Here is a 16004-nt window from a genome sequence, read left to right on the forward strand (position 1 = left end):
GGCGTCCGAACGCCGGCCGGACAGCGATCCCGTCCGGTCTCACGACCGGGCGGGATCATCTGTGTACAGGGCATGTACGGATCACGGCGCCTCTCGAACATCGACGCGGTTCCGGATAGCCTCCGGCCATGTCCAATGGTCAGTGGTACCCACCGGAATGGCCCGGCCGGATCCGGGCCCTCGCCGCAGGCGAGCTGACGCCCGCGGCTCCCAGGCGGGCCGCCACCGTGATGCTGCTCCGGGACGCCGCCGAGGGTTCCACCGCCGGTCCCACCGTCCACATGCTGCGCCGGCGCACCTCCATGGCGTTCGCCGGCGGCGCGTACGCCTATCCGGGTGGCGGGGTCGACCCGCGCGACGACGACCGGCTCGTGGACTGGGCCGGACCCGCGCTCGAGAGCTGGGCCGGACGGCTCGGCGTGGAGACCCCGGCCGAGGCGCAGGCGATCGTCTGCGCGGCGGTCCGCGAGACGTACGAGGAGGCGGGCGTCCTGCTCGCGGGGCCGACCGCGGGCACGGTCGTCACGGACACCACCGGCGACGACTGGGAGGCCGACCGTGCGGCGCTGGTCGCCCGGGAGCTTTCGTTCGCCGACTTCCTCGGCCGGCGCGGACTGGTGCTGCGCTCGGACCTGCTCGGCGCGTGGGCCCGCTGGATCACCCCGGAGTTCGAGCCGCGCCGCTACGACACCTGGTTCTTCGTCGCCGCGCTCCCGGCCGGCCAGCGCACCCGCAACGCCTCCACGGAGGCCGACCGCACGGTGTGGATCACCCCGGCCGACGCGGCCGCCGGATACGACCGCGGCGAGCTGCTGATGATGCCGCCCACGGTGTCGACGCTGCGGACCCTCAGGCCGTACGCCACCGCCGCACAGGCGCTGGAGGCCGCCGGGGACCAGGACCTCACCCCCGTACTGGCACAGGCCCGTCTGGACGGCGACGCGCTGGTGCTCAGCTGGCCGGGGCACGAGGAGTTCACCAAGCACATTCCCGCGGCGGGCGCGGACGGCACGGAAGGAGGCGCGGCATGAGCGAGGCGGCGGCGCTGCCGGGGCAGCCGCGCGGCGGGGTGGAGTCCGGCCCGGCCACCACCCGCGCGGTCAACGTGCTGGCACCCAACCCGTCGGCGATGACGCTGGACGGGACCAATACCTGGATCGTCGCCGAGCCCGACTCGGACCTCGCGGTGGTCATCGACCCGGGCCCGCTGGACGACGCCCATCTGCGGGCCGTCATCGACACCGCCGAGCGGGCGGGCCGCCGGATCGCGCTGACCCTGCTCACCCACGGCCACCCGGACCACGCGGAGGGCGCGGCCAGGTTCGCCGAGCTGACCCGTACGAAGGTGCGCGCCCTCGATCCGCAGTTGCGGCTGGGGGACGAGGGCCTGGGCACGGGCGACGTGATCACGACCGGCGGTCTGGAGATGTACGTGGTGCCGACCCCGGGCCACACGGCGGACTCGCTCTCGTTCCATCTGCCCGCCGACCGCGCGGTGCTGACGGGGGACACGATCCTGGGGCGCGGCACGACGCTGGTGGCGCATCCGGACGGGCGGCTGGGGGACTACCTCGACTCGCTGCGGCGGCTGCGCTCGCTGACGGTCGACGACGGGGTTCACACGGTGCTGCCGGGCCACGGTCCGGTGCTGGACGACGCGCAGGGGGCGGTGGAGTTCTATCTGGCCCACCGCGCGCACCGGCTGGCCCAGGTGGAGACGGCGGTGGAGAACGGCCACCGGACCTCGGCCGATGTGGTGGCGCATGTGTACGCGGACGTGGACCGGTCCCTGTGGCCCGCGGCCGAGCTCTCGGTGCGGGCGCAGCTGGAGTACCTGACCGAGCACGGGCTGATCTGAGAGGTACGCGTGAGGGGCCCCGCCGCTACCGGCGGGGCCCCTCCACGGCTTTGCGTACGACGGCGGTCAGCGGGAGCGCTTGGCCAGCCGCTCCACGTCCAGCAGGATCACCGCACGGGCCTCCAGCCGCAGCCAGCCGCGGCCGGCGAAGTCGGCGAGCGCCTTGTTGACCGTCTCGCGGGAGGCGCCGACCAGCTGGGCCAGCTCTTCCTGCGTGAGGTCGTGCACGACGTGGATGCCTTCCTCCGACTGGACGCCGAAGCGGCGCGACAGGTCGAGGAGGGCGCGGGCGACACGGCCCGGCACATCGGAGAAGACCAGGTCGGACATCTGGTCGTTGGTCTTGCGCAGGCGCCGGGCGACGGCACGCAGCAGGGCCGTGGCCACCTCGGGGCGGGCGTTCAGCCAGGGCTGGAGGTCGCCGTGGCCGAGGCCGAGGAGCTTGACCTCGGTCAGCGCGGTGGCGGTGGCGGTGCGCGGGCCCGGGTCGAAGAGCGACAGCTCACCGATCAGCTCGCCGGGGCCGAGGACGGCCAGCATGTTCTCGCGGCCGTCGGGGGAGGTGCGGTGGAGCTTCACCTTGCCCTCGGTGACCACATAGAGGCGGTCGCCCGGGTCACCCTCGTGGAACAGCGCGTCGCCGCGCGCGAGGGTCACCTCACTCATCGAGGCGCGGAGCTCCGCGGCCTGCTCGTCATCGAGCGCCGCGAAAAGCGGGGCGCGCCGCAGAACGTCGTCCACGAGTTCTCTCCTTGTCGGCCTGTTCAGGGAACCGTGGTCCCCATCATGCCGGACGGTAAAACAGTGCGATCAATCACAAACCAGTTTGACGCACGCGCGTGCCGGAGCGTACGGCAGGGGGCCGATCGGGGGCGGATCAGCGGTGACCGGGGCGGATGTCAGTGGCGGGCTCTAGGCTGGCCGGGTGTCCAGATTGCCGGTGAGAACGCAGGCCAAGGGGGCTGATGGGGTGTCGGAAGGCCGTAATTCCGCTGTGGGCGAACAGGCTGCGGACAGCCTGAAGAAAGCGACAAAACGTGCGTCCGAGCGGGCGAAACCGGCCCGGGAGCCGGTGGCGGTGAAGGGCCGCAAGGCCAAGCCGGAATCGCATCTGGCGATGGTCCGCCGGGCCCGCCGGATCAACCGCGAGCTCGCCGAGGTGTATCCGTACGCCCATCCGGAGCTGGACTTCAAAAACCCCTTCGAGCTCCTCGTCGCCACGGTTCTCTCCGCCCAGACCACGGACCTGAGGGTCAACCAGACCACCCCCGCGCTCTTCGCCGCCTATCCCACCCCCGAGGACATGGCCGCCGCCGTCCCGGAGGAAATGGAAGAGATCATTCGGCCGACCGGCTTCTTCCGGGCCAAGACCAAGTCGCTCATGGGCCTGTCCGCCGCCCTGCGGGACGACTTCGGCGGCGAGGTGCCGGGACGGCTCGAGGACCTGGTGAAGCTGCCGGGTGTCGGCCGCAAGACGGCCAACGTCGTCCTCGGCAACGCCTTCGGCGTACCGGGCATCACGGTCGACACCCACTTCGGCCGGCTGGTCCGGCGCTGGAAGTGGACCGAGCAGGAGGACCCGGAGAAGGTCGAGGCGGACGTCGCGGCGATCTTCCCGAAGAGCGAGTGGACGATGCTCTCGCACCGGGTCGTCTTCCACGGCCGCCGGATCTGCCACGCGCGCAGGCCGGCCTGCGGAGCCTGCCCGATCGCCCCGCTCTGCCCTTCGTACGGGGAGGGCGAGACGGGCCCGGAGAAGGCCCGCAAGCTCCTGAAGTACGAGATGGGCGGTCAGCCGGGGCAGCGGCTGAGCCCGCCGCCGGACTACCCGGGGAAACCCGCCCCCGCCCTGGGTGCCGGCTGACGCCTGGCGCCGGTCCGGAACGAAACACGTGACGACAGGCGTTGTGAATCGAGGGGTGCCTATGAGGACACACGAACACGGCACGGAACAGCAGGGCACCGGCCGGCGCGAGCCGGGCGGCCACGGCCCGGACGCGGCGGCCGCCGCCGGATCGGCCGTGCCCGCCACCCAGGCCGGCCCCGGCTCCTCGATCGCCGTCACGGACGAGGGACTGCCGGGCTGGCTCGAACCTGTCGCACGGGCCGCGCGGACCGTGGAGCCGCGCCAGCTCAGCCGCTTCCTGCCGCCGGAGAGCGGCGCGGGCCGCCAGTCCGCCGTCCTCGTCCTGTTCGGCGAGGGCGCGCGCGGCCCCGAGCTGCTGCTGATGGAGCGGGCGGGCAGCCTGCGCTCCCATCCGGGGCAGCCGTCCTTCCCGGGCGGCTCCCTCGACCCGGAGGACGGCGACCAGGCGACGACCGGCCCGCTCAGGGCCGCCCTGCGCGAGGCCGAGGAGGAGACCGGCCTCGATCCGCGCGGGGTGCAGATCTTCGGTGTGCTGCCCCGGCTCTACATCCCCGTGAGCAGCTTCGTGGTGACGCCCGTCCTCGGCTGGTGGCGTGCGCCCAGCCCGGTCGGTGTCGTCGACCCCGGCGAGACGGCGAGGGTCTTCACGGTGCCCGTGGCGGATCTCACGGACCCGGCCAACCGGGCGACGGCCATCCATCCCAGCGGCCACCGGGGCCCGGCATTTCTGGTCGAATCCGCTCTCGTGTGGGGGTTCACGGCCGGGGTGATCGACCGCATTCTGCACTTCGCGGGCTGGGAGCGCCCGTGGGACAGAGCCAAGCAGGTGCCGCTCGACTGGCGCGCATGACAGGCTGACTTCCGTATTCCGCGCTCCGGGCCCGCCCGGAGCGCGCAGGTGTACGGGCCCGGTGACGAATCTGCGAGGCAATAGACGGTGAACGTGCTGGACATCCTGCTGCTGGCCGGCGCCGTGTGGTTCGCGGTTATCGGCTATCGCCAGGGGTTCGTCGTCGGCATTCTGTCGGTGATCGGGTTCCTGGGCGGCGGTCTCGTCGCCGTCTATCTGCTGCCGGTCCTGTGGGACCAGGTGACGGACGGCTCCGAGGTCTCCTCCACCGCGGCCGTCGTCGCGGTCGTCATCGTGATCGTGTGCGCGTCGGTGGGCCAGGCCTTCACCACGCATCTGGGCAACAAGCTCCGCCGGTACATCACGTGGTCGCCCGCGCGCGCCCTGGACGCGACCGGCGGCGCCCTGGTCAACGTCGTCGCGATGCTCCTGGTGGCCTGGCTGATCGGCTCGGCCCTGGCCGGCACCTCGCTGCCGACGCTGGGCAAGGAGGTCCGCAACTCCTCGGTCCTGCTCGGCATCTCCCGGGTGATGCCGCCCCAGGCCTCGACCTGGTTCACGGACTTCTCCTCGGTGCTGGCGCAGAACGGCTTCCCGCAGGTCTTCAGCCCGTTCGCCAACGAACCCATCACCGAGGTCAGGGCCCCCGACCCGGCCCTGGTGGGCAGCCCCGTCGCGGCCCGCGCCCGCCAGTCCATCGTCAAGGTCGTCGGTACGGCCCCGAGCTGCGGCAAGGTCCTCGAAGGCACCGGCTTCGTCTTCGCCGACCGCCGGGTCATGACCAACGCCCATGTCGTCGGCGGGGTCGACGAGCCCACCGTCCAGATCGGCGGCCAGGGACGGCTGTACGACGCGAAGGTCGTCCTCTACGACTGGCGGCGCGACATCGCCGTACTGGACGTCCCGGACCTCGAGGCGAAGCCGCTGCAGTTCACCGACACCGACCACGACGCCGGTACGGGTGACAGCGCCATCGTCGCGGGCTTCCCGGAGAACGGCGCGTACGACGTGCGCTCCGCCCGTGTCCGCGCCCGGATCGACGCCAACGGCCCCGACATCTACCGCCGGGGCACCGTCCGCCGCGATGTGTACTCGCTGTACGCGACGGTCCGTCAGGGGAACTCCGGCGGCCCGCTGCTGACCCCCGACGGCAAGGTGTACGGAGTCGTGTTCGCCAAGTCGCTGGACGACCCCGACACCGGGTACGCGCTGACCGCCGACGAGATCCGCCAGGACATCACGCAGGGCCGTACCGCCGCCCAGCAGGTCGACAGTCAGGCGTGCGCGCTGTAGGGCAGGCCCCAGAGGTGCCCCCGGAGGTGTCCGGAGGGCCCGGGAGGTGTCCGGGGGTCAGCCTCGGGGATGGCGGAGCCGCGCCGAGACCCAGCGGGCCCGGCGGCGGAGGATGCGCGGAATGCCGAGCCGGGGATCATGCAGAACATGCATAGCGTGCACCCGGCCCGGAGGGCCGCCCCCCTCATGAGTGCCCGGAACCGCCGTGGCGGTCGAGCGACGATTGCGTGCTGCGTCACCGAAGTCGTGCGTCCAGCCCATACCCGGACGTCTGCCCGTGGGTCATGGTCGGTAACCGCCCATCCGTCAGCCAATTGGCGTATGCGCCAGGCACGTGGCTGTTCGTCGGACAGGTGTGCCCACGGGCTAGCGGTCGGGCTCGGAATCCTTGAGCCAGTTGATGAGTTCGGCCGAGAACCCGGCCGGATCCTCCTCGTGGGGGAAGTGCCCCAGACCGTCGAAAAGTCGCCATCGGTAGGGCGCCTCGACGTACTCGCCGGACCCTGCGGAACTCCGGGTGCGGACCGCCGGATCGAGTGAACCGTGCAGATGCAGCGTCGGCACCCGCACCGGCCGCTTCATGCGCCGGTTGAACTGGATACCGTCCGGACGCGCCAGCGAGCGCACCATCCAGCGGTACGGCTCGATCGAGCAGTGGGCCGTCGACGGGATGGACATGGCGCGGCGGTACACGTCCAGCGTCGCCTCGTCGGGGAACTCCGCCGTCCCGGGCCCCGCCCAGTCGTGGATCAGCCGACCCACCAACGCCGCGTCGTCCGCGACGAGCTGACGCTCGGGCACCCACGGCCGCTGGAAGCCCCAGATGTACGAGCCGGCCCGGGACTGTGCGAAGTCGGAGAGCATCGAGGAGCGCCACCGGCGCGGATGGGGCATCGAGGAGACCACCAGCCGGCGCACCAGCTTGGGGCGCATCACCGCGGCCGTCCAGGCCAGATAGCCGCCCATGTCGTGGCCGACCAGCGCGGCGTCCGGCTCGCCGAGCGACCTGATCACGCCGGTGATGTCGAGCGCCAGGTTGGCGGGGTCGTAGCCGCGCGGCGTACGGTCGCTGCCGCCGACCCCACGCAGGTCCATCGCCACGGCCCGGAAACCCGCATCGGCGAGCGCCGGGAGCTGATGGCGCCAGGTCCACCAGAACTGCGGGAAGCCGTGCAGGAGCAGGACGAGGGGCCCTTCACCCATTTCGGCGATGTGGAAGCGGGCGCCGTTCGCCGCGACGTCCCGATGGGTCCAGGGGCCGTCGAAGCGGACGGGGCCGCCGGACGGCGCCCCGGAGGCCGGGGAGAACGGTGCGGGGGCGGCGTCCGCCGGGCCGGCCGGCTCTTCGTGGCCCGCCCGGTCTTCCGGGCCCGGGGGGCCGAACGCGCTGGAATCGGGGAGCGTCATGTGGACGAGCGTGCCACAGCCGACGCCTTGTCCTGGACCGGCACGTTCTCGATGGCCTTGTCGGCGCGGGTGCTGCCGCCCGCCGGCAGGATCGCGTCGGCGGCCACGCTCGCCCGCGGGTGCGGCTTGACGCCCTGGAGAACGGCGGCGGTCTGCTTGGCCGAGGCGATGGACTTCTCCGGCGGCTTGACCTTCTTGAACTTGGCGAGGCCGAAGAGCGCGAGCAGGATCCCCAGCAGGATGAACGCCCCGCCCACGATCAGGAACGACCAGGCGAGCCCCAGGCCCAGGTTGTGGATCCCGTACGCGGCCGCGAAGCTCAGCACCGGGATCGCGAACAGGATCAGCACACCCGTGACGATGAACGCCACGCTGCCGATGACGCCCCGCTTGACGTCCTGCCGCACCTCGGCCTTGGCCAGGGCGATTTCGTCGTGCACCAGCGCCGACAGCTCGGCGGTCGCCGAGGCGACCAGCTGGCCGAGACTGCGGTCGGCGCTGCCCGCGTAATTGCCGGGGTCGCTCATCCCTGACTCCCTCTCCTGTTCAACACATCCGATGTCAGATCATGCCGGACTGTCCGGCTTGCTGCTCGCTGCCCCCGCCAGTTGGGCAAGGCGGCGGTGCTCGGCCGCCTTGCTCTCGTAGAGGGCGGCCATCCGCAGGTGGTACTCCGGATCGTCCTGTTCATAGATGTCCGGCACTCCGGACGCGTCCTCGTCGCGTTCCTCCGCGTCGAGGAGCGCCCTGTATCTCCGTACCCGGAGTTTGAGCAGTACACCGGAGAGTACGGCGGCAATCAGGGAGCCGAGCAGCACCGACGCCTTGATCTCGTTGATCATGTCGTCGTCGCCGGTGAAGGCGAGCTCGCCGATCAGCAGCGAGACGGTGAAGCCGATGCCGGCGAGTGAGGCGATCGCGAAGACATCGGCCCAGGCCAGGTCCTTGTTGAGCTCCGCCTTGGTGAACCGCGTGGTCAGCCACGTACCGCCGAAGATGCCCATCGTCTTGCCGACGACGAGTCCGAAAACGACGCCGAGCGTTTCGGGCCGGGTGAACACACCGGCCAGCGCGCCGCCGGAGAGGGACACCCCGGCGGAGAACAGCGCGAACAGCGGTACGGCGACACCGGCCGAAAGAGGGCGGACCAGATGCCCGATGCGCTCCCCGGGCGAGTGCTCCTCGCCGTCGCGGCGGGTGCAGCGCAGCATCAGGCCCATGGCGACACCGGCGACGGTGGCGTGGATGCCGCTGTTGTACATCAGCCCCCAGACGACCAGGGCGAGCGGTACGTAGACGTACCAGCCGCGTACGCCCAGGCGGAGCAGCAGATAGAAGACGGCCAGGCCGATGAAGGCTCCGGCGAGTGCCACGAAGTCGATGTCCTCGGTGAAGAAGACCGCGATGATCAGGATCGCGAAGAGGTCGTCGACCACGGCGAGGGTCAGCAGGAACGCGCGCAGGGCGGCCGGCAGCGAGGTGCCGATGACCGCGAGGACGGCGAGGGCGAAGGCGATGTCGGTGGCCGTGGGGACCGCCCAGCCGTCCGTGGAGCCGTCGCCGAACACGTTCACCAGGGTGTAGACGACCGCCGGCACGGCCATGCCGCAGAGCGCGGCGACGACGGGAAGGGCGGCGGCCCTGGGGTCCCGCAGTTCGCCCGCGACGAGTTCGTGCTTGAGCTCGACGCCCGCGACGAAGAAGAAGACGGCCAGCAGCCCGTCGGCCGCCCAGTGCGCCACGGAGAGGTGGAGGCCGATCGCCTCGGGGCCGAAGTGGAAGCGGCTGACGGTCGAGTAGCTCGATCCGAAGGTGTTCGCCCAGATCAGCGCGGCCACGGCGGCGACCAGGAGGATGACCCCGCCGACCGTCTCCGTACGCAGGGCGTCCGCGAGGTGGTTGCGCTCCGGGAGCGAGAGGAGTCCCAGGAAGGTGCGGCGGGGGGAGGGGGGTGCGGGGGTGGGCGTGGCCACGGGGGGAGACCTCCGGGTCGGGACGGCAGCGACGGCATGGCTGATGCACTCGCCGACCAGACTTCCCGGCACACCCTGTGGAGATTTTCTATCGTTTTGTCGATCAGCTGCCACTGTACCCGGGTGTGGGGGTCGTAGCGGTGATCTTCACTTTAAATGCCCGAAGGGCATCCGGCGCGCTGCCGGATGCCCTTCCCAGGAGGCGGTTTCTCCCCCGTGATCTGTGCGTGTGCGTCAGTCCTCGGAGGGGGCCGAGGGCAGCTGGGTCTGGATGAGGTCCATGACCGAGGAGTCGGTCAGGGTGGTGACATCGCCCAGAGCCCGGTTCTCCGCCACGTCACGCAGCAGCCGCCGCATGATCTTGCCGGAGCGGGTCTTCGGCAGCTCGGCCACCGTCATGATCCGCTTCGGCTTGGCGATCGGGCCGAGTGTGGCGCCGACGTGGTTGCGCAGCTGGGCCACCAGCTCGTCCGAGGTGTCCGCCGTGCCCCGCAGGATCACGAAGGCGACGATGGCCTGGCCGGTCGTCTCGTCGGCGGCGCCGACCACTGCGGCCTCGGCGACGGCCGGGTGCGACACGAGCGCGGACTCGACCTCGGTGGTCGAGATGTTGTGCCCGGACACCAGCATCACGTCGTCGACCCGGCCGAGCAGCCAGATGTCGCCGTCCTCGTCCTTCTTGGCGCCGTCGCCCGCGAAGTACTTGCCCTCGAAGCGCGACCAGTAGGTGTCGAGGAAGCGCTGGTCGTCGCCCCAGATGGTGCGCAGCATCGACGGCCACGGCTCGGTGAGGACGAGGTAGCCGCCCCCGCCGTCCGGAACCTCACGCGCCTCGTCGTCCACGACGGTGGCCGAGATACCGGGGAGCGCGCGCTGGGCACTGCCCGGCTTCGTCTCCGTGACCCCGGGCAGCGGCGAGATCATCATCGCGCCCGTCTCGGTCTGCCACCAGGTGTCCACGATCGGGCACTTGTCCGCGCCGATGTGCTTGCGGTACCACATCCAGGCCTCGGGGTTGATCGGCTCACCGACCGAGCCGAGGACCCGCAGCGACGACAGGTCGAACTTGGCGGGGATGTCGTCTCCCCACTTCATGAACGTGCGGATCGCGGTCGGCGCGGTGTAGAGGATCGAGACGCCGTACTTCTGGACGATCTCCCAGAAGCGCCCCTGGTGCGGGGTGTCGGGCGTGCCCTCGTACATGACCTGCGTCGCACCGTTGGCCAGCGGCCCGTAGACGATGTACGAGTGTCCTGTCACCCAGCCGATGTCGGCGGTGCACCAGTAGACATCGGTCTCCGGCTTGAGGTCGAAGACCGCGTGGTGGGTGTACGCCGCCTGCGTGAGGTAGCCGCCGGAGGTGTGCAGGATGCCCTTGGGCTTCCCGGTCGTGCCCGAGGTGTAGAGGATGAACAGCGGCTGCTCCGCCTCGAACGCCTCGGGGGCGTGCTCGGCGGACTGGCGCGCGGTGATCTCGTGCCACCAGACGTCGCGGCCCTCGGTCCACGCGGTGTCCTGACCGGTGCGGCGGACGACGAGGACGTGCTCCACGCTGTCGATACGGGAGACGGCGTCGTCGACCGCGGGCTTGAGCGCGGAGGGCTTGCCGCGGCGGTATCCGCCGTCGGCGGTGATGACGACCTTGGCGTCCGCGTCCTCGATGCGGGCGGCGATGGCGTCGGCGGAGAAGCCGCCGAAGACGACCGAGTGCGCGGCGCCGATGCGGGCGCAGGCCAGCATCGCCACGGCGGCCTCGGGGATCATCGGCAGATAGACGGCGACCCGGTCGCCCTTGCCGACGCCGAGCTCGGTCAGCGCGTTGGCCGCGCGGGAGACCTCGTCCTTCAGCTCCGCGTAGGTGATGGCACGGCTGTCGCCGGGCTCGCCCTCGAAGTGGATGGCGACCCGGTCGCCGTTGCCCGCCTCGACGTGGCGGTCCACGCAGTTGTACGCGACGTTGAGCTCGCCGTCCGCGAACCACTTCGCGAAGGGCGGATTGCTCCAGTCGAGTGTCTCGGTCGGCTCGGTGGCCCAGGTCAGGCGGCGGGCCTGCTCGGCCCAGAAGCCCAGCCGGTCCGCCTTGGCCTGCTCGTACGCCTCAGCGGTGACGTTGGCGTTGGCGGCCAGCTCGGCAGGCGGAGCGAACTTCCGCTCTTCCCGAAGCAGGTTGGCCAGGCTCTCGTTGCTCACGACTTCTCCCAGTCCCAGGGTGTCCGTTGTGTCCCGGGGCATAGCTCATCAGGCCAGGGGCCGGGTGACAAGTGTCTGCCAGGAATTGGTTTAGACCTGTGTCTCGTGTATGGGGGCACGATCCCGCTTCCGTGCCGACGCGCGAACGGCCGACGTACGTCGATCGTCTGCGGCGCCACGGAAGCGGGACCACAAGGTCTCACGGACCCGACGGGATGGTGGTTCAGACGCCGGTACGCGCCAACTCGGCCGGATCGGCAGGCGCGATCGGGTCGAACACCTCATCCAGCCCGTGGCCGGCCCCCGCGCCCTCGGTCAGCAGGTACGACTGGGCCTCGGCCACATGGAAGTACATGCCGTGCAACTGGAGGGTGCCTTCGGCGAGCCGCCGCGCGACCGAGGGGTGGGCCCGCAGATGGTCGAGCTGCTGGACCACATTGGTGAGGCAGAGCTGCTCCACCGCGTCGGCGGGCAGCCGGCCGGAGATCCGGGGCCAGGCGTGCTGCCGGGAGGCCATCCGCTCCAGGCTGGGGAGCCCGTGCCGCAGCCAGCGCCACAGCGAGGTCTCCGGGGGGTCCGGTCTGGCCCCGAGCAGCGCGTTCATCGCGCCGCAGCCGGAGTGCCCGCAGATGGTGATGGACTCGACGCCCAGCACGTCCACCCCGTACTCGATCGCGGCACCCACCGAATGGTCACCGTCCTCCGCGTCCGGCGGCGGCACCAGATTGCCGATGTTGCGCACCGTGAAGAGGTCGCCCGGACCGCTCGCCGTGATCATGCTGGTCACCAGGCGGGAGTCCGCGCAGGTGATGAAGAGCTGCGAGGGGCGCTGGCCCTCCCTCGCCAGTCGCGCCAGCTCCTCGCGGACCAGCGGGGCCGTGTTCCGCTGGAAGGAGCTGAGCCCGCTGACCAGCCGATGGTTTCCGGCCGGTCGCGCGGCCGATGCCGGGGGGACGTCGACGGGACCGATGGGACCGACTGGTTCGGCGGGGTCGACGGGCGGGGAGGGCACGGGCGGCTCCGAGGTCAGGGCGTGGGTCCGCTCGAAGGCGTCTTCCGCGCCACCCCCGGCGGGCACGAGGGCGGTGAGGTCGATCGTGACCGGCGGGGTGAACGGCGTGCCGGCCTCCGCGCCCACAGGACGGTCGGCAGCGCTCTCCGTGTGGGGCACATGCTCCGGCCGGTCGTGGCAGTGGTGGTTGCGCCAGGGGGTCCAGGGGCGGCAGCAGGAGTGCGCGGCGGAGGCCGGTTCGGCGATCCGGCCGCCCGACCGGCCGGCGAAGGCCACCTGTCCCCCGTGTGCGGCATGGGCGCTGCTCCAGTCCTGGATCATCTCGTACGCGGCGTGGTCCATGAAGAAGCCGTCGAGCTCGACCACCACGTCCGCGTCCTGAGGAAGCTGTCCCAGGGCCCGGCTGAGCCGCGGCACGGCCAGGAACGTCAACTGCCCTCGTACGACCACGAGATGCTGCCCGTTCCGCTCGGACACGGAGATGCGGGTGTGGGCCAGCCGGTGCAGGGCGACGGCCACCGCCACCGCGATGCCGATCGCCACACCCTTCAGCACGCCGAAGAGCAGCACACCGGTGATCGTCGCGCCGTACACCAGGAACTCCCGGTGCTTATGGACGTTGCGGATGTGCGCGAAGCTGACCATCTTGATGCCGACCATCATCACGAGTGCGCCGAGCGCGGCCAGCGGGATCCACTCGAGCGCCGTGACGAGCAGACCGGTGGCGAGCAGAACCCAGACGCCGTGCAGCACCGTGGACGCCCGACTGGTTGCGCCGGCCCGTACGTTCGCCGAACTGCGCACGGCGCCGCCGGAGACCGCCAGCCCTCCCAGAAGGCCGGACACCATGTTGGCGATGCCCTGTGCACGTAGTTCACGGTCGAGGTCGGAGCGTCTGATCGGCGGCGCGGACGGCCCGGCCGGTCCTGAAGGACCGGAAGCCGGTGCGTCGTCCTCGGTGGCGCTTCCGTCCTCCTGCCGGTCGACGCGCTCGGCAGCCGGTCCGGCCGCCTGCTCGCGGTTCCGGTCGGCGGTCAGCTTGTCCACAGCGACGGCGGCGAGCAGGGACTCCAGGCTGGCCACCAGCATCATCGTGAATACGGCGGTGGCCAGGCCCAGCACGGGGCCCTGCGGCATCTCGGGCAGCGCGTGCGACCTCCAGGACGGCAGGTCGACCCGCGCGATCGACGGGGCGGCCGGCGCGGCCACCGCCGTGGCGAGGACGACGGCGGCCAGGGCCGCGGGGGCGCGGCGCAGGAACCGCCCGCCCCGCCCGGGGATCCGAGGCCACAGCACCAGAACCGCGATCGTGAGTGCGCCGATCAGCGGGGCGGCCGGTCCGACCCGCTCCAACTGTGCGGGCAGATGGAGGGCGTTGGAGACGGCGGAGCTCTGGGGCGATCCGCCGAGCACGATGTGCAGTTGGGCGAGGGCGATGGCCACCCCGATGCCGGCGAGCGTGCCGTGCACGATGGCGGGGCTGACGGCGAGCGCGCTGCGCGCGGTCCGCAGCGAGCCGAGGGCGAGTTGCAGAAGGCCCGCCCCGATGGTGATCGCGCAGGTGGTGCGCCAGCCGTAGATCTGGATCATCTCGGCTGTCACCACGGTCAGTCCGGCGGACGGGCCGGAGACCTGGAGCGGTGTGCCGCCGAGCAGTCCGGCGACGATGCCGCCCACCGCTGCGGAGATGAGGCCAGCTTCCAGCGGGGCGTCCATGGCGACGGCGAGGCCGAGCGACATGGGGACGGCGAGCAGAAAGACAGTGATCGATGCGGACACGTCGGCGCCCGCGATGCGGAATCGGCCGCCACGTCGTGGCGGTGGCGGACTGTGCGGTCGCTTGACTCCCGACGAACGGGGAGGGCGCGAACTGCGGGATGAGTGGTCATGACGAGTGGGGACGCAGGCAGACATGTTTTCCCGTCTCCTCCGGGGCAGCGCGGTCGCGGAACGTGGGACGCGGCCGTGGGTCACGGCGTGCAGCGGCGGGATATCTCAACTCTCGGCAAATAGATCGTAATGGAGAGTAAAGATATGTGTCCAGGATTAGGGGCAAATGGTCCATCTAGTCACCCGTTCCGGTGAATAGGCAGCTTTTCATTCGGCCTGTCGCTCTGATTTATGTGCATTGCGTGCGAATTTGACCGCGCCGTGTCGGCAGTCCGGGCAAGTCAGCTGCAAGGAAGAGGGTGGGCGGATGATGGCCGCCGCAAAGAGGATCGCCCTGGGCATCATGGCCCTCGCGCTGGTCGCGGGAATGGCCGGTTGCTCCGGGTCGGATTCCGGATCGAACGCCTCCGGTCCCGGTGCCGCGAACGGCGCCGCCGGTGCGAAGAAGAAGGCTCCCGAGGCGGCCCCCAAGAGCGTGTACCGCCTCATCGGTGACGGCTCCACCGCCTTCACGGGCGTCCAGCCCAAGCAGCCGGCGGTGCAGCGCCTGGCGCCGGGTCAGAAGCCGCCGCAGTTCGTGGTGTTCTCCTGGGACGGCGCGGGGGAGGACAGCCAGCGGCTCTTCTCCCACTTCCGCACGGTGGGCAAGAAATACAACGCCAACATGACGTACTTCCTCAGCGGCGTGTACCTGCTGCCCGAGGCGAAGCGGACCCAGTACGACCCGCCGAAGCACAACGCAGGCAGCTCCGACATCGGGTTCAACGACACCAAGGGCATCCGCGACACCCTGACCCAGCTCCGCGGTGCCTGGCAGGACGGCAATGAGATCGGCACCCACTTCAACGGCCACTTCTGCGGCAAGGACGGTGGCGTCGGCACCTGGTCGGTCGACGAGTGGAAGAGCGAGATCAGCCAGGCCAAGTCCTTCGTGAAGGGCTGGAAGACCAACGATCCGGCGCTCAAGGGCGACAACGCGCTGCCCTTCGACTACGACAAGGAACTCATCGGCGGCCGCACCCCGTGCCTGGAGGGGCAGAAGAACATAGTGGAGGCCGCGCGTTCCATGGGCTTCCGCTATGACTCCAGCGGCGTCAACGACCAGGTCTGGCCCAAGAAGAAGAACGGCATCTGGGATCTCTCGATGCAGCTCGTCCCCGTGCCCGGGCGCGAGTTCGAGACCCTGTCGATGGACTACAACTTCATGTTCAACCAGTCGGGGACGACCCAGGGCGACCCGGACAAGCACGAGTACTGGGGCAACCAGATGCGCGACGGCCTGCTCCAGGCCTTCGACCGCGCGTACGACGGGAACCGGGCGCCGCTGATCATCGGCAACCACTTCGAGTCCTGGAACGGCGGCACGTACATGCGCGCCATCGAGCAGACGATCAAGACGGTCTGTCCCAAGGAGGGCGTGCGCTGCGTGTCCTTCAAGCAGCTCGCTGACTGGCTCGACGCGCAGGACCCGGCGACCCTGGCGAAGCTCGGCACGCTGAAGGTCGGCCAGGCCCCCGGCACCGGCTGGGCCTCGTTCCTCACCGGCGCCACGAGCCCCGGCCGGGGCCAGGCCACCGCGAAGGCCCCGGCGGCGGCCGCGGGACAGCCCGCCGACCGCTAGGGCGCGTCGTTCCGGGAGCTGACCGGTGCCGGGCCGATGTGCC

Annotated in this window: 13 protein-coding genes; 6 read left to right on the forward strand and 7 right to left on the reverse strand. The window is 70.9% G+C overall.

The window, feature by feature from the left end; genetic code table 11:
- Positions 1-128 precede the first annotated feature (128 nt).
- Both RLT58_RS19715 and RLT58_RS19720 read left to right on the forward strand, forming a co-directional pair.
- Positions 129-1031 carry an NUDIX hydrolase gene (locus tag RLT58_RS19715; RefSeq protein WP_311311694.1) on the forward strand — a complete coding sequence of 301 codons (903 nt, stop codon included), beginning with the start codon at positions 129-131 and terminating at the stop codon, positions 1029-1031.
- On the forward strand, positions 1028-1858 hold the full coding sequence (locus RLT58_RS19720) for an MBL fold metallo-hydrolase (RefSeq protein WP_311311695.1): 831 nt from the start codon (positions 1028-1030) through the stop codon (positions 1856-1858). Before RLT58_RS19715 ends, RLT58_RS19720 begins: the two co-directional genes overlap by 4 nt.
- Before the next feature lie 66 nt (positions 1859-1924).
- Here RLT58_RS19720 and RLT58_RS19725 read toward each other — a convergent pair whose 3' ends face one another.
- On the reverse strand, positions 1925-2599 hold the full coding sequence (locus RLT58_RS19725) for a Crp/Fnr family transcriptional regulator (protein WP_014046869.1): 675 nt from the start codon (positions 2597-2599) through the stop codon (positions 1925-1927).
- 253 nt (positions 2600-2852) lie between these two features.
- On the opposite strand from RLT58_RS19725, the gene nth reads away from it, so the two are divergent.
- The 3 genes from nth to RLT58_RS19740 all read left to right on the forward strand — a co-directional run bounded on the left by nth (position 2853) and on the right by RLT58_RS19740 (position 5868).
- Positions 2853-3722: an endonuclease III gene (gene nth, locus RLT58_RS19730; RefSeq protein WP_399131653.1), complete on the forward strand. Its 870-nt coding sequence runs from the start codon at positions 2853-2855 to the stop codon at positions 3720-3722.
- Positions 3723-3783: 61 nt separating this feature from the next.
- Entirely contained in the window at positions 3784-4575 is a 792-nt protein-coding gene (locus tag RLT58_RS19735) for an NUDIX hydrolase (RefSeq protein WP_311311697.1), read from the forward strand.
- Positions 4576-4662: 87 nt separating this feature from the next.
- Positions 4663-5868 (forward strand): MarP family serine protease, encoded by a 1206-nt coding sequence (locus tag RLT58_RS19740; protein WP_311311698.1) that lies wholly within the window; start codon positions 4663-4665, stop codon positions 5866-5868.
- 57 nt (positions 5869-5925) lie between these two features.
- Here the strand turns inward: RLT58_RS19740 and RLT58_RS19745 are convergent, their stop codons facing one another.
- The 6 genes from RLT58_RS19745 to RLT58_RS19770 form a co-directional block, all read right to left on the reverse strand.
- Positions 5926-6129, reverse strand: coding sequence for a hypothetical protein (locus RLT58_RS19745; RefSeq protein ID WP_311311699.1), 204 nt, complete (start codon positions 6127-6129; stop codon positions 5926-5928).
- 105 nt (positions 6130-6234) lie between these two features.
- A complete protein-coding gene (locus tag RLT58_RS19750; RefSeq protein WP_311311700.1) occupies positions 6235-7275 on the reverse strand; it encodes an alpha/beta fold hydrolase in 1041 nt (346 codons plus the stop codon).
- Positions 7272-7802 (reverse strand): phage holin family protein, encoded by a 531-nt coding sequence (locus tag RLT58_RS19755; protein ID WP_311311701.1) that lies wholly within the window; start codon positions 7800-7802, stop codon positions 7272-7274. Before RLT58_RS19755 ends, RLT58_RS19750 begins: the two co-directional genes overlap by 4 nt.
- 39 nt (positions 7803-7841) lie before the next feature.
- The gene (nhaA, locus tag RLT58_RS19760) at positions 7842-9248 is read right to left on the reverse strand and encodes a Na+/H+ antiporter NhaA (RefSeq protein ID WP_311311702.1); all 1407 of its coding nucleotides are present in this window, start codon (positions 9246-9248) and stop codon (positions 7842-7844) included.
- 234 nt (positions 9249-9482) lie between these two features.
- The gene (gene acs, locus RLT58_RS19765) at positions 9483-11480 is read right to left on the reverse strand and encodes an acetate--CoA ligase (protein ID WP_311311703.1); all 1998 of its coding nucleotides are present in this window, start codon (positions 11478-11480) and stop codon (positions 9483-9485) included.
- A gap of 181 nt (positions 11481-11661) precedes the next feature.
- On the reverse strand, positions 11662-14364 hold the full coding sequence (locus tag RLT58_RS19770; RefSeq protein ID WP_311311704.1) for a bifunctional SulP family inorganic anion transporter/carbonic anhydrase: 2703 nt from the start codon (positions 14362-14364) through the stop codon (positions 11662-11664).
- Positions 14365-14647: 283 nt separating this feature from the next.
- Between RLT58_RS19770 and RLT58_RS19775 the strand changes: the two genes are divergently transcribed.
- Positions 14648-15961 (forward strand): polysaccharide deacetylase family protein, encoded by a 1314-nt coding sequence (locus RLT58_RS19775; protein ID WP_311311705.1) that lies wholly within the window; start codon positions 14648-14650, stop codon positions 15959-15961.
- The last annotated feature ends 43 nt before the right edge of the window (positions 15962-16004 follow it).

Source organism: Streptomyces sp. ITFR-16, from assembly GCF_031844705.1.
Classification (GTDB): Bacteria; Actinomycetota; Actinomycetes; order Streptomycetales; family Streptomycetaceae; genus Streptomyces.